This window comes from Aquamicrobium defluvii, from assembly GCF_004363725.1.
GTDB classification, from domain to species: Bacteria; Pseudomonadota; Alphaproteobacteria; order Rhizobiales; family Rhizobiaceae; genus Mesorhizobium; species Mesorhizobium defluvii.
Genome location: NZ_SNZF01000013.1, coordinates 1 through 21,041 on the forward strand (window position 1 = coordinate 1; position 21,041 = coordinate 21,041).

Genomic DNA, 21,041 nt, shown 5'->3' on the forward strand with positions numbered 1-21,041 from the left:
ACGTCTGTGTGCCTTCCTCGGTATGCCCCGCGAATATCGCCCACAACCATGACGGCTGTACGAATCCAACAGGACAGTCGCGACACAGAACCTAACAGGGCGAGGCGCAGCAGGTTCTCGGCCAGCGAGTCGTCGACGGCCGAGGTCTTGGCATCGGCCTTCTTGACGATGCAGGGGACGAGGCCGTCGGCCGGGAAGCGACCGGCCTCGACAAGGCGCGCGATGGACCTGTAGCGGCGGCCGCCGGCCGGCGTCTCGAAATCACCGGTCTCGTTGCCGTCCTCGTCGAGGATGGCGCGGACGTTGAGACCCTGCACGAGATCCTCGCGCCGGTCGATGTCATGGGTAAGTTCGTCCAGACCCGCCTCGACGTCGGTCTCGCGGACATTGCTGTCCGACAGCCTGATCCGGTTGAACGGAATGTCGCGCGCCCGTGAAAAGACGATCATCGGGGCGACGGGCTTCTTCCTGGCAGCTTTGGCCATGGTGGTTTCTCCGCGACGGGCGGCCGGGAGCCACTCTCTCGACCTCCAACCCGTCACGAAGCGAAGCGCCGCCCTCTTCCTCTGAAGAGTGCGACGCCAGGCCACAAAGCCGGCAGCCGGAAATCAGGACTCCCGGCTTTCCGTATCTACGGATGTGCGGGTGAATGCCGCACCGGCGCGGTAGAGAACACGTTCGGCCGCACGGATGCTGCCGGTCTCGCGCGCAGCCTCCGCCCAGACCGAGATCGGGACATCCCCGGCGAAGAGCAGATCCCGCTCGATCCCCATGCCGAAGGGCAATCGGACCTCGCGCAGCTCTTCCATGCTCCACGAGCAAAGTTCGGGGTAGCCGATATCGGCCAGGCCGAACATGATGTCGCCGCCCTGATCCAGCTCGGTGGCGAGCCAGACACCCGCGCCAAAGGGGTTGAAGAATTTCACGACGGGGATGTGATCCACATCACGTTGGCGACCATTGGCCAGAAGCCGGTCGCGCTGTGTTCCGGTCAGGAGGATCATGCCGCGACCCTCCCTTCGATTGCAGCCGGAACCGGCTCCCCGGCATCTTCGGCCGGCAGATGCGACAGCAGCCAGTCGGCCGCCTTGCTGGCCTGAGAAGCTGCGCGGACGATGGCGCGGTTGTCCTCGCGCAGCACCTCCAGCCAGGAGCCGATATAGTCGGCATGGCGCACGGTCGGCGCGATACCAAGCGAGGCGCAGCAGAATGCCGCGTTCATCTCCGCCACCAACTCCTCGAATGCGTATTTCTTCGTGCCGAAACTGCCCGAGAAATCCCGCCCCAGGCGCGAGGCATGGCCTGTGGCGTGACCGAGCTCATGCAACGCCGTCCGGTGCCAGTTGATCGGCTCGAAATAGGCTTGCGGTGGCGGCACCTGGACGTAGTCGAGCGCCGGAACATAGAAGGCGCGATCTCCGCCGATGCGGAACTCGATACCCGTGGCCCGGATCAGTGCCTCGACCCTTGGCTCGATCATGCCGGGCGGCGATGGCGGGGCCTCGATGGCGATGTCCTCGGGCAAGCCCTCGCATTGCGCCGCGTTGAACACGGTGAAGCGCTTCAGGAAAGGAATGCTGCCTGCTTCCTCTCCCGTCTCCTGGGCGCGGCGCTTCTCGTCCTCGGGGGTGAAGCGGTCGGCATAGACGACGGTGGTGCCGCGCTCGCCCTTGCGGACATTTCCGCCGAGCGAGAGCGCCTGGCGGAAAGTGAGCCAATGTTGGCTGGGATAGCCGTGGTGGACCACGGCGCCCCAGAGGATCAGGACATTGATCCCGGAATATTGCCGCGCGGTCGCGGCGTTTCTCGGCATGGCGAGCGGCGCCTTCGCCGCCGCCGTCCCCCAGGGCTGGACCCAGGGAAGCCGGCCATCCTCCAGCTCGGCGATGATCTTGTCGGTGATGTCGTCATAGAGATTGCTGCGGGCGCCGCCTGGGCGGGCGCGGTCCTGTCTGGCCATCGGGATGATCTCCGCGACGGGCGCCGGAGACCTCTTCTCCAGCCCTCAACCCGTCGCGGAAACCACGTCCGCACTCGAACTCTCAGGGGGCGTTGCGGGGTCTCCCCGCTGAAGGGGGTGCGTCGGCAACGCAGTGTCGACCAGGGGGAAGGCTTTCCCCCGCAAAAAACACAAATCCGCAAATACAGATCTCAGGTGTCAGACAGCAATCGCTGTCTGCCGCGAAGGCGTTCCTGGCGGGTAAGCCTTTAGCCCGGCCACCAACCGGCCCATACGCACGCCAGAGTATCCTATGTTTACGACTGGCCTATGTGAGGTCTTCCCAGCAGATGCGGCGTGCGTATTTCTGAACGTGAGAAAGCGTGACAGGTCCTGCGTTCTCGTGAAGGCACATGCTAGATGCACACACCTTTGGCAGGCCCGTCGTTCATCAAGAACGGGACGACGCGCCCGCGAGCGCATTGCCGTCCCGCATCGTAGGGAGACCGCCATGCTGGAATCGAAATTCTTGACGCCCGAGGAGGTGTCCGAGCGCTATCGCGGAAGCATCAGCGTGGGAACCTTGCGAAACTGGCGCGGGATGCGAATCGGCCCATCCTTCGTTAAGATCGGGAAAGCGGTCCTCTATCCGGTGGATTCGTTGGAGGCATGGGACAAGTCCAACGTCGTGACCTGCCGTGCATCTCCGGGTCGCTGCATGGATATCGATGAGGCAGCGGGCTGAGCACAGATGAGCATTTGTTACCGCCCCCAATTGCCGCCCCCATGCGGGTAAGAGGAATACAAAAACATATTATCTATCAATATGTTCCATCAATTTAGTGGGGAGCTCCACAACCATCCGTCGGGCGATCCGACACCGTCGCGCGCCGACATCGACATGACGAAGGAAATCATCGAGAGCGGCAAGCGGCTCGGCATAGCCGTGCATGACCATCTGATCATCGGCAAGAAGGGTTATACTTCGATGAAGGGGCTGCTGCTGATCTGACGGTTCGGCCAGTCCGGGTCAGTTCTTCCCGGCCGTGTCCGGAGCCGGCACTTCCGACTTCTGCTTGCAATCCTTCAGCCACACGTCATAGACTGCGTGCTCGACAGCGTTGAGGCCGGGGCTCTCCGCAAACATCCAGCCCGTGAAGATGCGCCTGATCTTGCGATCCAGCGTGATCTCGTCGACCTCGACGAAGGAATCGGTCTTTGGCGCTTCTGCACCGGGGCGCGAGTAGCAAACCCGCGGCGTCACCTGCAACGCGCCGAACTGCACGGTCTCGTCGATATAGACATCGAAGGAGATGATGCGGCCGGTGATCTTGTCCAGCCCTGCAAACTCCGCCACAGCATTGGACACGCGTTCGCCCGCGCCTTTTTCCTGCGCATGGGAAACGCCGGCAAGCGCACATATGACGGCCATTGCCGCCGCCGCGCGGATCGATATACGGCCCATTACCCTCATGCAGAAACACCGAATGTTGCGCCAGCGTTGATTCGAAAGGCTAGCGGGCGTTGCGGACGAGGCAACCAGCTAAACGCAAAATGTGGCAAGAAATGCCGTGACAGAGCCGATTCGTTCAGGAACCGGGCGTCCAGGCATCGTAGTCGCCGGTCACCTGCGGACGGTGGCCGGTGCCCAGGATCGACCCCTTGGGGCGATAGGCGGCCGGTGTTCCGGTCAGGTTCGGCTGGTACGGCTTCTGCCATTCGTAGGGCTTGTAGTCTTCCCCGGTCGGCGGCACGTCGACGCGATGATGAATCCAGCCATGCCAGCCGGGAGGGATCGCCGAGGCTTCCGAATAGCCATTGTAGATCACCCAGCGGCGTGTGCGGCCTTCAGAGTCGACTCCGCCTTCATAGTAGACATTGCCGAACTCGTCCTCACCGACGCGCTTGCCCTTACGCCAGGTATGGAAGCGTGTGTTCAAATTCTGGCCATTCCACCAGGTGAAAACCTGCAGCAGAAACTTTTTCATCCAATCCTCGCCGGGCAAACCTGCCTGCCAGCTGCTTATGACCCCGCCATATGGCAATGACAAGCGTTTTGGGCAAGCCTTTTGCTGTTGCGGTGCACAATGCGCCTTGCCAAGCCGTCTTCATATTTCTAATGCTCCCTGCCCATCGGGGCCATGCGGCAAAATACCGGAGGGAGAGAATGGCACCTGTCTTATCGGCGCAATCGCACGCCAGAACGGAAGCCATCCGTGCCCGCAAGGGTGGAGAGCCGATCGTTTGCCTGACAGCCTATACCTATCCCATCGCACGCCTGCTGGAGCCGCATGTCGACCTTCTGCTGGTCGGCGACAGCGTGGCCATGGTTCTGCACGGACATGAAAACACGCTGGGCGCCACCATGGACATGATGATCCTCCATGGACAGGCAGTCATGCGCGGGGTGCGCAACGCCTGTGTCGTGATCGACATGCCGGCAGGCAGCTACGAGGAGTCTCCGGAACAGGCTCTGGCCTCCGCGCGGCGTATTTTCGAGGAAACGCATTGCCATGCCGTGAAACTCGAAGGCGGAGCGGACATGGCCGATCGGATTGCCGCCATCGTCGGGGCCGGCATTCCCCTTATGGGCCATATCGGCCTCCAGCCGCAATCGGTGGAAAAGGAAGGCGGCTACAAGATCAAGGGCAGGACCGACGAAAGCGTCGCCAGACTTCTCGACGATGCGCGCGCAGTCGAACAGGCGGGCGCGTTCTCGCTGGTGATCGAGGGAACGCTGGAACCGGTTGCGGCGCAAATCACGCGCGAGCTGGCGATTCCCACCATCGGCATCGGTGCCAGCGCCGCCTGCGACGGCCAGATACTGGTGATCGACGACGCGGTGGGCCTGACCGTCGACCGGGTTCCGAAATTCGTCAAGGAATATGCCGATCTGCGCAACGAAGTGGCCAAGGCGGCGATGAGCTATGCCGCGGAAGTGCGCGCACGCGCCTTCCCCACAGCGGACCATGTGTTCCGCAAGCAGGAGCCAAAGGGCTGACCAAAGGGCTGACATGAGCGGACCGCATATTTCGCGCACCATCGCCGACCTGCGCGCGCAGGTGAAGGAATGGCGACGGCAGGGACTGAGCGTCGCCATGGTGCCGACCATGGGCGCCCTGCACGACGGCCACCTTTCGCTGATGCGCGAGGCACTGTCGCGCGCCGACCGCTGCATCGTCTCCATCTTCGTGAACCCGACGCAATTCGCGCCGACCGAGGACCTTGACAAATATCCGCGCCAGCTCGAGCGCGATCTTGAACGTCTGGCCGAAGTTGGTGTGCAGCTCGCCTTCACGCCCTCTCCTGACGAGGTCTATCCTGAAGGTTTCGCCACGAAAGTGGTGGTTGGCGGCCCGTCAGCCGGGCTGGAAACCGATTTCCGTCCGCACTTCTTCGAAGGCGTGGCCACCGTTGTCAGCAAGCTGTTCCTTCAGGCCACGCCCGATTGCGCCGTGTTCGGGCAAAAGGACTATCAACAGCTTTGCGTGGTGCGCCGGATGTGCCGCGATCTCGATATTCCCGTCGAGATCATCGGCGCGCCGACCGTGCGCGACGCGCATGGTCTGGCCATGTCCTCGCGCAATGCCTATCTGGATGCCGGGCAACTCGCCATCGCGCGTCAGATGAACGTCATCCTGTACAGCGCGGCGGCGGCTATCGCCGAAGGCGCCGATCCCGACAAGGAGACCGCCAGCGCCAGCCGTGCGCTGCTCGATGCCGGTTTCAGCAACGTCGACTATGTGGCCGTGCGCGAAAGCGGTTCGCTGGGGCCCTGGCAGCCTGAAACGGAAGGCCGGCTGCTTGCCGCCGCATGGCTTGGCAGCACCCGGCTTATCGATAATGTCGCGATAGCCGCACGCTCCTGAGCCTGTCAGAGCGGCTTTTCCATCACCACGATGGACACGTCCGCGTGCATTTGCGCTGAACTGTCAGTGACCGAAAACCCGTGCGAGCAATAGAAGGAAACCGCCGCTGCGTTTTCGGCTTCCACTTCGACCCGCAGCTTGCGCGCCTCGGGAAAACATTGCCCGAGTTCCTCCAGCAACATGGTGCCAATGCCGGCCCGCTGATTTTGCGGCAGAACATAAAGCTGGCGCAGAATGACGAGCTTTCCCTCATCGACCGCTGCGGCGAATGCCATGCCGGCAATCGCCTTGCCATCATCGGCCACGAGAAATTCCGAATGCGGATGTGTCAGCCTTGCGCGCAGCGAGGCCATGGAATGCCACTCGCCGGTAATCTCGTCCACCCGTTGCGGGCCGTAGATCGCATCGTAAGTGGCGTGCCATGTGTCGGCGAGCAGCCCCCTGATCGCCTCAAGATCGCGCTCGCCGGCCGTGCGCACGAACACTATTCGATACCCAGCTTCGCCTTGACGAGATCGTTGACGGCCTGCGGATTGGCCTTGCCGCCGGTCGCCTTCATCACCTGCCCGACGAACCAGCCGGCCAGCGTCGGCTTGGCCTTCGCCTGCTCGACCTTGTCCGGGTTGGCTGCGATGATTTCATCAACCGCCTTTTCGATAGCCCCGGTATCGGTAACCTGCTTCATGCCGCGCTTTTCCACAATCGCGCGCGGATCGCCGCCCTCGTTCCAGACGATCTCGAACAGGTCCTTGGCGATCTTGCCGGAAATGGTGCCTTCCCTGATAAGATCCAGAATGGCGCCGAGCTGAGCGGGCGAAACCGGAGTCTCTTCAATGCCCTTGCCGGCTTTGTTAAGAGCGCCCAGCAGGTCGTTGATGACCCAGTTGGCCGCCAGCTTGCCATCCCTGCCTGCCGTCACCTGCTCGAAATAGTCGGCAATCGCCTTTTCCGAAACCAGGATCGAGGCATCGTAGGCGGACAGGCCGAGCTTCTCGACGAAGCGCGCCTTCTTGTCATCCGGCAGCTCGGTCAGATCGGCGGCGAGCGCGTCGACATAGGCCTGATCGAACTCCAGCGGCAAAAGGTCCGGATCGGGGAAGTAGCGGTAGTCATGCGCCTCCTCCTTGGAGCGCATGGAGCGCGTCTCGCCCTTGTTGGCGTCGAACAGTCGGGTTTCCTGATCGATCTTGCCGCCGTCCTCCAGAATGGCGATCTGGCGACGCGCCTCATATTCGATGGCCTGGCCGACAAAACGGATGGAGTTCACGTTCTTGATCTCGCAACGCGTGCCGAAGGCTTCCCCCGGCCGGCGCACCGACACGTTGACGTCGGCGCGCATGGAGCCCTCGTCCATGTTGCCGTCGCAGGTGCCGAGATAGCGCACGATGGTGCGCAGCTTGGTGAGATATGCCTTCGCCTCGTCGGAGGAGCGCATGTCGGGCTTCGACACGATCTCCATCAGCGCCACGCCGGAACGGTTGAGGTCGACATAGGACATGGTCGGGTGCTGGTCGTGCATGGACTTGCCCGCATCCTGCTCCAGATGCAGCCGCTCGATGCCGATCTCGATGTCCTCGAACTCGCCCTTCTTGTCGGGACCGACAGAGACGATGATCTTGCCCTCGCCGACGATGGGCTGCTTGAACTGCGAGATCTGGTAGCCCTGCGGCAAGTCGGGATAGAAATAGTTCTTGCGGTCGAAGACCGATTTCAGGTTGATCTGCGCCTTCAGGCCGAGCCCGGTACGGATCGCCTGCCTGACGCATTCCTCGTTGATGACCGGCAGCATGCCGGGCATGGCCGCATCCACAAGCGACACATTCGCGTTGGGGGCGGCGCCGAATGCCGTGGAGGCGCCGGAGAACAGCTTCGATTCCGATGTCACCTGCGCATGGACCTCCATGCCGATGACCACCTCCCAGTCTCCGGTTGCGCCGGGAATAAGGCGTTTGGGCTCGGGCGTGCGTGTATCTACGAGGGTCATGTGCGGCCTGTCGTCTGTTCGGATGGACCGGATGGGTTCTTTATCCGGCCGGTATAGATCGTATCGCTTCGCTAGTGCAAACCGCGCGGCCAGACAAGCGCAAAGCCGGCACTGGGCCGGCTCTGGCAATCTTGGGCGGAAGGCCCGGTGCTATGCCGTGGCGATATAGGCCCTGATTTCCTCGGCCTCGCGTTCGACATCCTCGATGCGGCGCTTCACCACATCTCCGATCGAGATGATTCCATGCAGTCTGCCGTCCTTCTCCACCGGCAGATGGCGGAAACGCCCCGCCGTCATGATCTCCATGATCTCGTTGACCGTGTGGTTCTCGTTGCAGATCTTGACCTTCGGCGTCATCGTGTCGCGTACCGGCATATCGAGCGCCGCTGCCCCATGCTTCGCCGTCACCCGCACGATGTCGCGTTCGGAAATGATGCCGACGATCTTGCCCTCGGAATTGGTCACCACCAGTGCGCCCACCCGATGCTCGGCCAGTATGCGGATCGCCTCTGCGAGCTTCTCGTTGGGGCCAAGGGTAAGAACGTCATAGCCCTTTTGTGCGAGAATGGCTTTAACCGTCATTGCGTCCTCCTCTGCGTTCAGCCGGCCCGCTTCAACCGGCCATCACGTTCGCTGGGGCATGGTGCGCTCTCGTTGCCGCATTTTCAAGCGCCGCGGGCGATTGCCCTGAAGCCTGTCGCGATCTTCCAGATTCGCTCCTTACACTTCAAATTCCTGCTTTTACGGATGTTGTCCCGAACCGGTTCCCACTTTCGGGCGGCATGCTTTAGTACCGCCGCGGCAGACCGGCTTCGAAAAGCCTCAGCCCGAAGAAGCCGGCAAGGAAACCGCCGATATGCGCCTCCCACGCGATCTGGGCTTCCTCGCCCGGAACCATGCCGACAAGCCCGGTGACGAGGTTGATCACCATCCATACCGCCAGGAAGGTGATGACACTGCGCGAACGGACGATTTCCCCCATCGGCAAAGGGCGTCCGGCGAAGGCCCCTTTCCCGGTCGAGCGGTCGATGCGGAAGGCGAATCTGGCGGCGGCGCCCATCATGCCGGAAATGGCGCCCGACGCTCCGACAAGCGGCGCCTGCCCCAAAGGGTGGATGGCGTAAAAGAAAAATGCCGCGGCCAGACCCGTAACGGCGAAGAATACAGCGAAGCGGATTGCGCCGAGCCGGTTGGCGAGCGGCGAGCCGAAGGCCGCCATCCAAACCATGTTCACGGCAAGATGGGCGAAACTGCCATGCAGCAAAGCATAGGTGAACGGACTGGTGAACGCATAGACATCCAGAACATAGTCGCCGGAATAACGAATGGGCACGAAAGCCGTGCGGATGATCAGATCGAAATCCTGATCCGGCGACAGAAGATAGGTGCGCACAAGATGAATGCCGGTGCACAGAACCAGCAGCACCAGCACGATACCGGGAAGATTGAAGACAGGCTCCCGGCGGGGGGCGGTGCGTGGCGCCGTGTCCCAGGGTTCGGGCGCGCGGTCGGGTTCGCTCATGGAGGATCATCCTGTTCGAAGGTTGCCATGTAGGCGAGGTCGGGCCGTTTTCCAAACGGCGAATCGTCACTTCCCCGGCGAATCACGGCTCGGAACAGGCAAATCGAATCAAAAAAGTGGCCGTTCAGGGTTTCCCCCGAACGGCCGATCGAGCCCCTCGGCTCCCCTGGACCTTTGACCGGAACACCGCCGCCTTCGTCAGGCGGGCCGTTTTCCAAAGTGATTTCAACGTCTCACAGGAAACGGGCGTTCGCAATCTAAACCCTTTGTTAACCTTAACGGCCTCGAGCCGTGCACAAGCCTTCGCAAGACTGGCACGGTTCATGCTGCGCACCGCATGTAGGTCGTCGGAAATGTCCTCCTGTTCATCGTTGGGACAATCAGACTTCAGATTGCACAGAGCGGAGTGAACATGAAACTCGCAGGATCCATCGCACTGTTCCATTATTGGAATCGGCTGCGCGACGGACGCTCTGCGCCGAAGCGTACGGAAATCGAGCCGGCGGACATCAGGAAGCTGCTGGCCGACACGTTCATCCTCGAAAAGGATTCGCGCGGCGAAGCTGTCTTTCGCCTCGCCGGAACACGGCTGTGCGCCGCCTATGGACGGGAACTGAAAGGATTCAGCTTTCCTTCCCTGTGGCGCGCGAAGGACCAGCGGCTGATTTCCCGGCTCGTGGACGGCGTCTTCCAGAAACACACCGTCATGCTCGTCGCCTATCAGGCGATCAGCCGAAGCGGTCGCAAGGTGCCATTCGAATTGCTGGCGCTGCCGCTTGATGGCGGAGCCGAAAGCCAGCGTTGCCTCGGTGTCGCCGCGCCCGCCCACAAGCCATTCTGGCTCGGGGCCGACCCGGTTGTCGATGCGACCATCGACAATATGCGGATCGTCGACCCGCAAGCCGAGCCGATCGCGAGACCCGAACGGCCTGCAATCGGAACCCCTGCCCTTGCTCCCGACGACCTCGATGCTGCAAGCACGCTGGCGGAGTATGGCAGGGTCCGCAGAATCCGGCATCTTCTGGTGCTCGATGGCGGCCGCGAGGACCGGTAACGCCCGTCGCTGCACCCGGTTCATTTGCTGCTTGTTAACCTTCTCTGGTCATAATTGTGGCAAGAATCCGTCCGGCCAAGGGCGGGACGGCCAACGGGGTGCAGGCGGTTATGAATTCAGCGGCGAATGTGCAGACGCCGTCCCAGTCCGAAAGGCGCAGTTTCCAGCGCGTCCGGATCAAGGTCTACGGTCGTTTCATGCTGGAAGACAAATCCGAGCATCCCTGCCAGGTCATCGAAATGTCGCCCGGAAACATGGCTCTGCGCACGGATCGCATCGGCGAACCGGGTGAGCGGGTGATCGCCTATATAGATCACATCGGCCGCGTCGAGGGTGTGATCGTGCGCACCTTCCAGAGCGGCTTCGCCATGACGGTTCTGGCCTCCGAGCGCAAACGCGAGAAACTCGCCGCGCAGCTTACATGGCTTGCCAACCGTCACGAACTCGATCTGCCGGAAGACCGCCGCCATGAGCGCGTGGCTCCGCGTAACCCGATCAGCGTGCTGCATCTGCTGGACGGGCGCCAGTATCCCTGCCGAATCATCGACCTGTCGCTGTCCGGTGCGGCAATAGAGATCGAGGTGAAGCCGGCAGTGGGGGTTCAGGTGACACTCGGCACCATGCGCGGACAGATCGTACGCCACTTCGAGGAAGGCGTGGCGATCGAATTCGCGATTGTCCAGCGCCCGGAAACGCTCGACGCGGAATTCAACGCTCCCCGCAGCTAGAGCAGCGGGCGCCCGGGCATATCCCGGCTGCCGCCCAATCTGCTTGCTTTCACCGCATTTATGCAACGTCAGACGATTCCGTCCGACTGTAAATGATCTAGCGCCATACCCGCCCTTCCTTCGGCCTGTGCAGCACGAACGAGATGGATGCGTTGTGGCCGCCACGTCCGATACGACGCCTCGCCTGAAAAGGCATGCGGGAGGCGACGATCATCAGGCCATATCTGAACCCGGCCGGACATTCCCGATGGTCCGGCACCGATCAGCCAGTCCGCATGGCCTTCCGGAATGCATGGTCATGGGGAAAAGCAAGGCACATTTCCCGCCAGCCTTCCCCCGCCCCTTGCCGGCTCGGACCTCGTTGGAAAGATAAAATTTGAATCAATTCTGTTTTAAATTTTATTCTTGTTTTATATTAAAACGATCTACGTTTTACTCAATATCTTCTTCCGTACTTTGCGTCAAATAAATCCGCACCTGTCATTGTCTTCTCAAACGGGGAGACATCATAATGACTTTCAACCGGGGCGCTTCGCTCATCACGGCTCTGACACTGCTGCTCGCCTCGCTCGGCATGGCCAATGCGGGCGGCAGCCATATGCACACCGGAGGGCGCACGACGCAGCCGGTCGGGCATTATGAATTCTGCCAGGGGCTTCCGCAGGAGTGCCGCCAGAAAACCCCGAAGAGAGGTCCCGTCGAGCTGTCGCGCAAGCTGTGGGCCACGATCATCGCGGTCAACAATGACGTCAACACCAGCGTCATGCCGCTCACCGATATGGAAATATGGGGCCGCGAGGAAGTGTGGTCCTATCCGGTCAACGGCGAAGGCGATTGCGAGGACTATGTTCTGGAGAAGCGCCGCCGCCTGATGCAGGCAGGTGTGCCCGCGGGCAACCTGCTCATCACCGTGGTGCGCCAGCCGAACGGCGAAGGCCATGCGGTGCTTACCGTTCACACCAGCATGGGCGATTTCATTCTCGACAATCTGGAAGGCAAGGTCCTGCCCTGGTCGGAAACGCCCTACACCTATCTCAAGCGCCAGTCTGTGCAGCACTCCGGCGTCTGGGTCTCCATCAGCGACGGTCGTGCCGACGCCGTGGCCAGCGTCCGGTAGCCCCCCGGCCGGAACCGGCAGTTCAGCTTCACAGGACAAACCCGGTCGAGTCCCCCATCCCCGTCCCGTGACCGGGTTTCAGGAGCCGGCCCCTCCCCGAGGGCCGGCTCCACTTTTTAAAGCGGCCCTGACCGGATCAATCCTCAAGCGGTGTGAGGCCGGCGTTGAACCGCTTGCCGTTCTCGACATAGTGCGCCGCCGACTGCCGCAATTTCTCAACCGCGGCATCGTCGAGGGTTCGCGCGACCCTGGCCGGAGAACCGACGATAAGGGAATTGTCCGGGAATTCCTTGCCCTCGGTAACCAGCGCACCGGCGCCTACCAGCGAGTTCCTGCCGATCTTCGCCCCGTTCAGAACGATCGCGCCCATGCCGATCAGGCTGTTGTCACCGATGGTGCAGCCATGAAGAAGCGCGCGGTGCCCGATGGTGCATCCCTTGCCGATCGTCAGGGGAAAGCCGGGATCCGTGTGCATGATCGTATGCTCCTGCACATTCGTGTCCTCGCCAATGGCAATGGGATCGTTGTCGCCGCGAAGGACGGCGCCGAACCAGATCCCGACATTGCGGCCGACCGAAATATTTCCGATCAGGGTCGCGTCGGGCGCCACCCAGTTCGTCTGCCTGTCGTCGAAACGCGGTTCAATTCCATCGATTGCGTAGGTCGGCATGTCATCTCCTGATTAAACTGACCCGGTATCGGGACCGTACCTTTACGCTCCCTTTACCATAAATCTCCACAGTCGCACCTGATGGGCGACGGTCGCCCTGTCGCAAACCACGTGTCCGGGTGCACGATGAAAGAGGCAGCTGCAACGCAGCAATTCAGGATTGTCGATTCGCCGCTGATGACCAGGGTCTTCTACGGCCTTGTCGCGCTGGCGATCCTGTCGCTTGCTGTGACGGTGGCCGGCAAATGGCTCGGCGAGCGCATCGCAATGGGCGGTCATACCGACGATACGACGATCCACGCCATCGTCGTGGGTGACAATCTGCTGGCGGTTCCGGCCAACATGATCCGGTTCGAGCAGGCGAGGCGCAACGGCAATGCCGAACGGCTCGACCTCTATGTACGCTACCCGGCCATGGAAGGTTACAGCAGCGCGGCGCGCGATGCCTTCAACCACGCGGACGCAAGCGACTCCATCCTGTTTCTGGGCTTTTCGGAACAGATCATGTCACGCGATATGAGTGGGCGCTTTGGGCCGATCTACAGTTCACTGATCGTCAGCCCCGGAAAGCCGGGGCCAGCCGGCATCACGTTCCACGAGTTTCCGGAAAACTCCGGCTATCTGGGCGAGATGCTCGCCGTGGCCGAACGGCCGGGTCGCGACCCGTTCGTGGCCCGTTGCCTCACCGGGCCCGCCGCCGAAAAATCGCTCGCGCCATGCGAACGGGACATTGTGGTGGGCGACCGTCTCAGCCTCACCTACCGCTTCCCGCAGCGTTTCCTCGACGAATGGCAGGCGCTGGATGCGGCGGTGGAAAATTTTGCCGCATCCATGCTGGGCGCCTCAGCCGCGCAATCGCGCTGAAATCCCGTCTCGCGCCGACGGATCAGCCGAGGTCGATGTCCAGAATGGCCATCGAGAAATTGTAGTCGCCGTCGTCCTCGTCCTTGAAAACGATGCCGAGGAATTCGTCGCCGATATAGACTTCAGCCGAGTCGTCCTTGCGCGGACGGGCCTTCACTTCGAGGCGCGGATTCTGGAAGACGCGCTTGAAATAGGCGTCGAGCTTTCGGATTTCGTCGGGTTTCAAGGATTCTCTCCGCTAACGGGCTGGATATGAGACGCGCTTCTTGCACGCACTCATTCCTCTGTAAAGGCAAGGCAACAGGTTGCGCCCTGCCAAAATTTCCCGGCGACCGTCGGCCTCAGATATCGAAGCTGATGACCTGGTCCATCACCTGAGAAGGCAGAAGCTGATCCATTTCGCGCGACGGCTGGTCCTCGCAACTCGTCTCGCCGACAATGCGTGCCGGCACGCCCGCCACCGTCTTGTTGTGCGGAACATGTGACAGAACCACCGAACCGGCCGCGACTTTCGAGCAGTGGCCTATTTCGATATTGCCCAGAATCTTGGCCCCCGCCCCGATCAGCACACCGCGACGAATCTTGGGATGACGATCGCCGCTTGCCTTGCCGGTGCCGCCCAGCGTCACATTGTGCAGAATCGACACATCATCCTCGATGACCGCGGTCTGGCCGACCACGAGGCCGGTGGCATGGTCGAGGAACACACCCTTGCCGATACGCGCGGCCGGGTTGATGTCGGTCTGAAACACCGAGGACGACCGGCTTTGCAGATAGAGCGCGAAGTCCCTGCGGCCGCGGTTCCACAGCCAGTGCGCAAGGCGGTGCGTCTGGATGGCATGGAAACCCTTGAAGTACAGCACGGGTTCAAGAAAACGCTCGCAGGCCGGATCCCGGTCGTAGTAGGCCTGAATGTCGACGCGCACGACCGTCGACCACTCCGGATCGTCCTCGCGCATCGCATCGAAGGTCTGGCGGATCAGGTCCGCGCCAATATCCTGATGCGCGAGCCGCTCCGCCAGCCGGTGGATCACCGCATCCTCAAGGCTCGCCTGGTTGAGGATGGTGGAATACAGGAATGCCGCCAGCAGGGGATCGCGATTGACGGCAGCCATCGCTTCGTCGCGGATGGAACGCCAGATCGGATCGACCGGTTGCAGCGCATTGTGGCGCAAGAGCGTGTTCATCTACTTGTCTCCGCCGCCCCGGCCCCAGGCACGGCGCGCTTGAATATCGCAGGCCGGAGCACAGGCTTCACGGCCATACACAACGGGCCAGGTCGCCGCCCGGCCAATTTCCCACAGCTATAAAGCAGTTCCGGCAACCGGTGAACTCAATTTTCCTGATCATGGCTTCAATTGGGTTGCCTTGCCACGAAGTCAACCTGACGACGAAAAACCGCGCGGTCGCGGGCATTGGCCACAGGCAAGTGGGGCTGTCGCTTCTCCCCGATATCCACATAAGCGGCATACAAGATGTTGGGGGTCATAAAACTTGCAAAACGAGCCCTTGACGAATGCCCTTCGAGTCGCCTTTTATTGGCCATGCGTTCGGTGTTGCGGACGCGGCCGGAGAGTTTCGAGCCCGGTCTTTTTCCCGGATAAAGCGCGTTTGGTCCGCATGTTTTCGTTCAGAACGGAAGGCTGCGGAAACGTCTTTTTGCGTCTGGAAGCAGATGAAAGGCTCGAAATTTTTGTCGTTTAATACTATATTTAGTGTTTGCGATCACCCTTCCGGCTAGATAGTGTGGCGCACTCCTCCATACGGAGGGATTGCAGTGATTTTTGATCCCGACAGGCGGATGGCCTCTGGCGCTTCCGCAATTGTCGTGGAGCCGGTTGCCGGTCACATCGGAAAGGCAGGCTCGGCCCGCCACTCCGACGTCTTGTCCGGATCAGATGCCGTTTTTCGGGGAACGGGTTGGGCGGACGCCCCGAAAAGCGCTATATGTAGACGAAGGGACAAACGAGATGCGCATCGAAAGGCACTTCACCAAGGCGGGCCAGTCCCCCTATGCGGAAATCGAATTCCGCAAGGCGCTGTCGGAGATCAAGAACCCTGACGGTTCCATCGTCTTCCGGCTCGACAATATCGACGTGCCGGCTCAGTTCTCGCAGGTCGCGGCCGACATTCTCGCCCAGAAGTATTTCCGCAAGGCCGGCGTGCCCGCGCGCCTGAAAAGGATAGAGGAAAACGACGTTCCTTCCTTCCTCTGGCGTTCTGTCGCCGATGAAGCGGCCCTTGCCGAACTGCCCGAAGGCGAACGCTACGGTTCCGAGACCGATGCGCGTCAGGTGTTCGACCGTCTGGCCGGCACCTGGGCGTATTGGGGCTGGAAGGGCAAATATTTCGACAGCGAGGAAGATGCGCAGGCGTTCAAGGACGAATTGTCCTACATGCTCGCCACCCAGCGCGTGGCGCCCAACTCGCCGCAATGGTTCAACACCGGCCTGCACTGGGCCTATGGCATCGACGGTCCCGGACAGGGCCATTTCTACGTCGACCCCTTCACTGGCAAGATGACCCGCTCGAAGTCGGCCTACGAGCATCCGCAGCCGCACGCCTGCTTCATCCAGTCGGTGGGTGACGATCTCGTCAACGAGGGCGGCATCATGGACCTGTGGGTGCGCGAGGCGCGCCTGTTCAAATACGGCTCCGGCACCGGTTCCAACTTCTCGCATCTGCGTGGCGAAGGCGAGAAGCTTTCCGGTGGCGGCAAGTCTTCGGGCCTGATGAGCTTCCTCAAGATCGGCGACCGCGCCGCCGGCGCCATCAAGTCGGGCGGCACCACCCGCCGCGCCGCCAAGATGGTGATCGTCGATGCCGACCATCCCGATATCGAATCCTTCATCGACTGGAAGGTGAAGGAGGAGCAGAAGGTCGCCGCCCTCGTCACCGGCTCCAAGATCGTGCGCAAGCATCTCGACGCGATCATGAAAGCCTGCGTCAACTGCGAGGGCCAGGACGACGACTGCTTCGACCCCTCGATCAACACCGCGCTCAAGCGCGAGATCAAGGCAGCCAAGAAGAACGCCGTGCCGGAGAATTACATCCAGCGCGTCATCCAGTTCGCGCGGCAGGGCTACACCTCGATCGAGTTCAAGACCTACGACACCGACTGGGATTCGGAAGCCTACCTCACCGTTTCCGGCCAGAACTCGAACAACTCCGTGTCGCTGAAGGACGATTTCCTGCGCGCGGTGGAAAAAGACGGCGACTGGAACCTGATCCGCCGCATCGACGGCAAAGTCCACAAGACCCTCAAGGCCCGCGACCTGTGGGAGAAGATCGGCTATGCCGCATGGGCCTCGGCCGATCCGGGCCTGCATTTCAACACCACGATGAACGACTGGCACACCTGCCCGGCCGCCGGCCCGATCCGCGCTTCCAATCCGTGCTCGGAATACATGTTCCTCGACGACACGGCCTGCAACCTCGCCTCGGTCAACCTGCTGCCGTATCGGAACGCCGACGGCACCATCGACATCGCCGCCTATGAGCACACCGTGCGGCTGTGGACCATGGTGCTGGAAGTCTCGGTGATGATGGCGCAGTTCCCGTCGCGGGAGATCGCCGAACTGTCCTACAAGTACCGCACGCTGGGTCTCGGCTACGCCAATATCGGCGGCCTGCTGATGACCGCCGGCATCCCCTACGACTCCGACGAAGGCCGCGCGCTGTGCGGCGTGCTGACCGCGTTGATGACCGGCGTTTCCTACGCCACCTCGGCCGAGATGGCGGGCGAGCTGGGCGCCTTCGCCGACTATCCGCGCAACGCCGACAACATGCTGCGGGTGATGCGCAACCACCGCCGTGCCGCCTATGGCGAGAAGGACGGCTACGAGAAGCTTGCCGTCAACCCGGTTCCGCTCGAAGCCGAACATGTGTGGCAGAAAGAACTGGTCGAGCACGCCCGTGCCGCCTGGGACCGCGCCATCGAGCTTGGTGAGGAGCATGGCTACCGCAACGCGCAGGCGACCGTGATCGCGCCGACCGGCACCATCGGTCTGGTGATGGATTGCGACACCACCGGCATCGAACCGGACTTCGCGCTGGTGAAGTTCAAGAAGCTGGCCGGCGGCGGCTACTTCAAGATCATCAACCGCGCCGTGCCGGAAGCGCTGCGCACGCTGGGCTACTCCGAAAGCCAGATCGCCGAGATCGAGGCTTATGCCGTCGGTCATGGCAACCTGAATCAGGCTCCGGGCGTAAACCCTTCAACGCTCAGGGCAAAAGGCTTCACCGACGAGAAGATCGAGGCGCTGAACGGCGCGCTGAAGTCGGCCTTCGACGTCAAGTTCGTGTTCAACCAGTGGACGCTGGGCGCGGACTGGCTGAAGGAAACCTTCGGCTTCACCGACGAGCAGCTCAACGACTTCTCCTTCGAGATGCTGCCCGCGCTCGGCTTCTCGAGGAAGGAGATCGAGGCCGCCAATATCCATGTCTGCGGGGCGATGACGCTTGAAGGCGCGCCCTTCCTCAAGGACGAGCACCTGGCCGTTTTCGACTGCGCCAATCCGTGCGGCAAGATCGGCAAGCGCTACCTGTCGGTGGAAAGCCACATCCGCATGATGGCGGCGGCCCAGCCCTTCATCTCGGGCGCCATTTCTAAGACCATCAACATGCCCAACGAGGCGACGGTCGAGGACGCCAAGAACGCCTACATGCTGTCCTGGAAGCTGGCGCTGAAGGCCAATGCGCTCTATCGCGACGGCTCCAAGCTCTCGCAGCCGCTCAATGCCTCGCTGATCTCCGACGAGGAGGACGACGAGGACGATGCCATCGAGGCGCTGGTCGCCGCTCCCGCTGCCGCAAGGGCGGTCGAGGTGACGGAGAAGATCATCGAGCGCGTGGTGGAAAAGGTGGTGCGCGACCGCGAGAAGCTGCCCAACCGCCGCAAGGGCTACACCCAGAAGGCCGTGGTTGGCGGGCATAAGGTCTACTTGCGCACCGGTGAGTTCGACGACGGACGTCTGGGCGAAATCTTCATCGACATGCACAAGGAAGGCGCCGCCTTCCGCGCCATGATGAACAATTTCGCCATCGCGATCTCTCTCGGCCTGCAATATGGCGTGCCGCTCGAGGAATATGTCGAGGCATTCACCTTCGTGAAGTTCGAGCCGGCCGGCATGGTGCAGGGCAACGACGCCATCAAGAGCGCCACGTCGATCATCGACTATGTATTCCGCGAGCTGGCGATCTCCTATCTCGGGCGCAACGACCTTGCGCATGTCGATACCGACTTCTCCAACACCTCGCTCGGCAAGGGCATCACCGAGGGCAAGGCCCTGCCCTTCTCCAGGGGTCTGACGCGCGGCGCCTCGCCGGTGAAGCTGGTCACCCCGACCGGCGAGCCGAAGGGCATGGCCGGCGGCCCGGCGGACAAGTCCGCGCCGCAGCGTTCCGCGCCCACGGCCTATGCCTCCAACGTGCACCCGATCTCGGCCGGCGCCACGGCGCTGAAGGCCGAACAGCCGGCAACGGATGGCGCTGTCGCCTTCAAGCGCGACTATGAGGAGCGGGCGAAGGAGATGGTCGAGGAAGCGCCCGAAGCAGCCGCCGAGGCATTGTTCACGGACGCCGCCGCGAAGGAAGCGGCTGACGCCAAGAAGCTCGCCGCCGCGCGCCGCCAGCAGTCGCTGATGCAGGGCTATACCGGCAACGAGTGCTCGGAATGCCACAACTTCACCATGGTGCGGAACGGCACCTGCGAGAAGTGCGACACCTGCGGCGCGACCAGCGGCTGCAGCTGATATTCCGGAAACGGGAAAAAGCCGCCGGAACGCCATGTTCCGGCGGCTTTTTTATAAGGGGATCTCAATGCCCGATGGCTCATGGCAGAGCGCCTGCCTGCGAAAAAGGATTGCCATGGCCCCGAGGTCGCTTGCCAGCCATATCCGGTCCCAAAAAAAATTCAAATTCCGGGACTAATAAGAGATGCGGCTTCGTAAACGCATCATGAGTTCAGGCACGTCCCGCTTCGACATCACCGGCCAGCTGGGCGCCATGCGGCGCTATGCCCGCTCACTGACGCGCGACGACGTGCAGGCCGAAGACCTCGTGCACGACGCCCTCGTCCGCGCCTATGAGAAGCGCGGCAGCTTCAGGGAGAGCGGCAATCTGCGGGCCTGGCTGCTGTCGATCCTGCACAATGTCTTCATCGACGGACGCAGGGCGCGGCAGGCCGAAAATCTCCGCATCGAGAAGGCAGCGGAGCTTTCCGAACCGCACCTTGCGCCGGTCCAGGACCATCAGTTGCGTCTCAACCAGGTCCGGCGCGCCTTCATGGCGCTTCCGGAGGAACAGCGCGCCGCGCTGCACCTGGTTGCGGTGGAGGGAATGAGCTTCAGCGAGGCTGCGGATGCTCTGGGCATCCCCTCCGGAACGCTTATGTCGCGGCTGGCGCGGGCGCGAGCCGCACTCAGGGCGATGGAGGATGCACCGGGCACCCGCGTGGACGACGATGGCCCGCCGCACCTCAGGATCGTAGGAGGATCGAATGAGTCATCCCGTTGACCCGGTCACCGAAGCCGACCTGCAAGCCTATGTCGAGGATCGCCTGCCCATGACGCGCCGCATCGAGGTCGAGGCCCATCTTTGCCACGACATCGGTGCTGCCATGCGCGTCATCGCCGATCTCAGGATCCGTGACGAATTGCGCCTTGCCCTTGGCGAGATGCCGCGCATGGGAAGCATCGCCACGACGAAAGCCGCACGGCGCCTGGAACGGGGGCTGGCCACGTCGAGGCTGGCGCGCCGGTTTCGACAGGTGGCGGCTGTCGCGATGCTGGTAGGGCTTGGCTGGCTCGCGCATTCGCAGTTCGGCCCCCTCGGCGTGGGCGAGGTCGTGGCATCGACCATGCCCCCGGCCTATGTCGCAGATGCCGTCAGGGCTCACAGGACGACGCTCATCCGGGCCGCGATGCATTCGCAACCGGTGGCCCCCCGTTACGATCCGGCCGAAATCCGCTCCGCGACGGCGATCGTTCTTCCCACCCTGCCGGACGACTGGACCGTCACCGATGTTCAGATATTTCCATCCACCTTCGGCCCAAGCGTGGAGATGACCATCCGGACCAGTTCCACCGGCACGGTTTCGCTGTTTGCCGCGCGCCCCGGAACCTTCGACGTCGTACCCGCAACGCTCTCGCGGCAGGACGATCTTTCCGCCGCGCACTGGCAGATCGGCGAGGTGGCCTACGCGCTCGTCACGCGCGGCGGAACCGACGAACTGAACCGGGCCGCGGAACGCCTCGTCGACACGCTCTATTGAAAGCAATCAACCCACACCTTC

General features: G+C 62.1%; 22 protein-coding genes and 1 pseudogene. 11 read left to right on the forward strand and 12 right to left on the reverse strand.

The features are described 5' to 3' along the window. The 3 genes from DES43_RS11250 to DES43_RS11260 form a co-directional block, all read right to left on the reverse strand. Nucleotides 1-485: ParB N-terminal domain-containing protein (locus DES43_RS11250; protein ID WP_483458040.1), on the reverse strand; the 485-nt coding region annotated here is incomplete at its 3' end. 123 nt (nt 486-608) lie between these two features. Beyond that, the gene (locus DES43_RS11255) at nt 609-1,004 is read right to left on the reverse strand and encodes a DUF2958 domain-containing protein (protein WP_058097005.1); all 396 of its coding nucleotides are present in this window, start codon (nt 1,002-1,004) and stop codon (nt 609-611) included. Further along, entirely contained in the window at nt 1,001-1,960 is a 960-nt protein-coding gene (locus tag DES43_RS11260) for an ArdC family protein (protein ID WP_133675301.1), read from the reverse strand. The genes DES43_RS11255 and DES43_RS11260 overlap by 4 nt, the downstream gene beginning before the upstream one ends. 490 nt (nt 1,961-2,450) lie before the next feature. Here DES43_RS11260 and DES43_RS11265 point away from each other — a divergent pair, with 490 nt between their 5' ends. Together DES43_RS11265 and DES43_RS11270 are read left to right on the forward strand one after the other, a co-directional pair. Next, complete coding sequence (locus tag DES43_RS11265; RefSeq protein ID WP_088233758.1) at nt 2,451-2,684, forward strand: helix-turn-helix domain-containing protein; 234 nt, start codon at nt 2,451-2,453, stop codon at nt 2,682-2,684. A 105-nt stretch (nt 2,685-2,789) separates the two neighbouring features. Next, nucleotides 2,790-2,951 (forward strand): annotated as a pseudogene (locus DES43_RS11270) (JAB domain-containing protein); the annotation flags it as partial. 18 nt (nt 2,952-2,969) lie between these two features. Here the strand turns inward: DES43_RS11270 and DES43_RS11275 are convergent. Both DES43_RS11275 and DES43_RS11280 read right to left on the reverse strand, forming a co-directional pair. Continuing rightward, nucleotides 2,970-3,371: a DUF2155 domain-containing protein gene (locus tag DES43_RS11275; RefSeq protein WP_245264676.1), complete on the reverse strand. Its 402-nt coding sequence runs from the start codon at nt 3,369-3,371 to the stop codon at nt 2,970-2,972. A gap of 157 nt (nt 3,372-3,528) precedes the next feature. Then, nucleotides 3,529-3,927: an NADH:ubiquinone oxidoreductase subunit NDUFA12 gene (locus DES43_RS11280; RefSeq protein ID WP_035025458.1), complete on the reverse strand. Its 399-nt coding sequence runs from the start codon at nt 3,925-3,927 to the stop codon at nt 3,529-3,531. A 179-nt stretch (nt 3,928-4,106) separates the two neighbouring features. Between DES43_RS11280 and panB the strand changes: the two genes are divergently transcribed. Further along, on the forward strand, nt 4,107-4,940 hold the full coding sequence (gene panB / locus DES43_RS11285; RefSeq protein ID WP_035025461.1) for a 3-methyl-2-oxobutanoate hydroxymethyltransferase: 834 nt from the start codon (nt 4,107-4,109) through the stop codon (nt 4,938-4,940). Between the two features lie 13 nt (nt 4,941-4,953). Then, complete coding sequence (panC, locus tag DES43_RS11290) at nt 4,954-5,808, forward strand: pantoate--beta-alanine ligase (protein WP_035025464.1); 855 nt, start codon at nt 4,954-4,956, stop codon at nt 5,806-5,808. 5 nt (nt 5,809-5,813) lie between these two features. Here the strand turns inward: panC and DES43_RS11295 are convergent, their stop codons facing one another. The 4 genes from DES43_RS11295 to DES43_RS11310 all read right to left on the reverse strand — a co-directional run bounded on the left by DES43_RS11295 (nt 5,814) and on the right by DES43_RS11310 (nt 9,314). Beyond that, nucleotides 5,814-6,293: a GNAT family N-acetyltransferase gene (locus DES43_RS11295; protein WP_035025467.1), complete on the reverse strand. Its 480-nt coding sequence runs from the start codon at nt 6,291-6,293 to the stop codon at nt 5,814-5,816. After that, the gene (gatB, locus tag DES43_RS11300; RefSeq protein ID WP_133675305.1) at nt 6,293-7,792 is read right to left on the reverse strand and encodes an Asp-tRNA(Asn)/Glu-tRNA(Gln) amidotransferase subunit GatB; all 1,500 of its coding nucleotides are present in this window, start codon (nt 7,790-7,792) and stop codon (nt 6,293-6,295) included. The genes DES43_RS11295 and gatB overlap by 1 nt, the downstream gene beginning before the upstream one ends. Before the next feature lie 150 nt (nt 7,793-7,942). Continuing rightward, a complete protein-coding gene (locus DES43_RS11305) occupies nt 7,943-8,374 on the reverse strand; it encodes a CBS domain-containing protein (RefSeq protein WP_035025472.1) in 432 nt (143 codons plus the stop codon). Between the two features lie 205 nt (nt 8,375-8,579). Next, complete coding sequence (locus DES43_RS11310) at nt 8,580-9,314, reverse strand: rhomboid family intramembrane serine protease (RefSeq protein WP_035025475.1); 735 nt, start codon at nt 9,312-9,314, stop codon at nt 8,580-8,582. Nucleotides 9,315-9,726: 412 nt separating this feature from the next. Between DES43_RS11310 and DES43_RS11315 the strand changes: the two genes are divergently transcribed. The 3 genes from DES43_RS11315 to DES43_RS11325 all read left to right on the forward strand — a co-directional run bounded on the left by DES43_RS11315 (nt 9,727) and on the right by DES43_RS11325 (nt 12,213). After that, nucleotides 9,727-10,368, forward strand: a complete 642-nt coding sequence (locus tag DES43_RS11315) for a PAS domain-containing protein (RefSeq protein WP_035025481.1) — start codon at nt 9,727-9,729, stop codon at nt 10,366-10,368. Between the two features lie 110 nt (nt 10,369-10,478). Then, nucleotides 10,479-11,096: a PilZ domain-containing protein gene (locus DES43_RS11320; protein ID WP_035025482.1), complete on the forward strand. Its 618-nt coding sequence runs from the start codon at nt 10,479-10,481 to the stop codon at nt 11,094-11,096. A gap of 511 nt (nt 11,097-11,607) precedes the next feature. Next, nucleotides 11,608-12,213: a transglutaminase-like cysteine peptidase gene (locus DES43_RS11325; RefSeq protein WP_035025485.1), complete on the forward strand. Its 606-nt coding sequence runs from the start codon at nt 11,608-11,610 to the stop codon at nt 12,211-12,213. Nucleotides 12,214-12,349: 136 nt separating this feature from the next. On the opposite strand, the gene DES43_RS11330 is transcribed toward DES43_RS11325, so the two are convergent. Then, nucleotides 12,350-12,883, reverse strand: coding sequence for a gamma carbonic anhydrase family protein (locus tag DES43_RS11330; protein ID WP_035025489.1), 534 nt, complete (start codon nt 12,881-12,883; stop codon nt 12,350-12,352). 126 nt (nt 12,884-13,009) lie between these two features. Here DES43_RS11330 and DES43_RS11335 point away from each other — a divergent pair, with 126 nt between their 5' ends. Beyond that, complete coding sequence (locus tag DES43_RS11335; RefSeq protein ID WP_035025492.1) at nt 13,010-13,747, forward strand: hypothetical protein; 738 nt, start codon at nt 13,010-13,012, stop codon at nt 13,745-13,747. Nucleotides 13,748-13,769: 22 nt separating this feature from the next. On the opposite strand, the gene DES43_RS11340 is transcribed toward DES43_RS11335, so the two are convergent. Next, nucleotides 13,770-13,973 (reverse strand): DUF3126 family protein, encoded by a 204-nt coding sequence (locus tag DES43_RS11340; protein WP_035025495.1) that lies wholly within the window; start codon nt 13,971-13,973, stop codon nt 13,770-13,772. 115 nt (nt 13,974-14,088) lie between these two features. Beyond that, nucleotides 14,089-14,934, reverse strand: a complete 846-nt coding sequence (gene cysE / locus DES43_RS11345) for a serine O-acetyltransferase (RefSeq protein ID WP_035025498.1) — start codon at nt 14,932-14,934, stop codon at nt 14,089-14,091. A 783-nt stretch (nt 14,935-15,717) separates the two neighbouring features. On the opposite strand from cysE, the gene DES43_RS11350 reads away from it, so the two are divergent. From DES43_RS11350 to DES43_RS11360, 3 genes are all read left to right on the forward strand, one after another. After that, a complete protein-coding gene (locus DES43_RS11350; protein ID WP_035025501.1) occupies nt 15,718-19,500 on the forward strand; it encodes a vitamin B12-dependent ribonucleotide reductase in 3,783 nt (1,260 codons plus the stop codon). 184 nt (nt 19,501-19,684) lie between these two features. Further along, nucleotides 19,685-20,263, forward strand: coding sequence for a sigma-70 family RNA polymerase sigma factor (locus tag DES43_RS11355; RefSeq protein WP_245264674.1), 579 nt, complete (start codon nt 19,685-19,687; stop codon nt 20,261-20,263). Continuing rightward, nucleotides 20,247-21,020, forward strand: a complete 774-nt coding sequence (locus tag DES43_RS11360) for an anti-sigma factor family protein (RefSeq protein ID WP_035025503.1) — start codon at nt 20,247-20,249, stop codon at nt 21,018-21,020. The genes DES43_RS11355 and DES43_RS11360 overlap by 17 nt, the downstream gene beginning before the upstream one ends. Nucleotides 21,021-21,041: the final 21 nt, after the last annotated feature.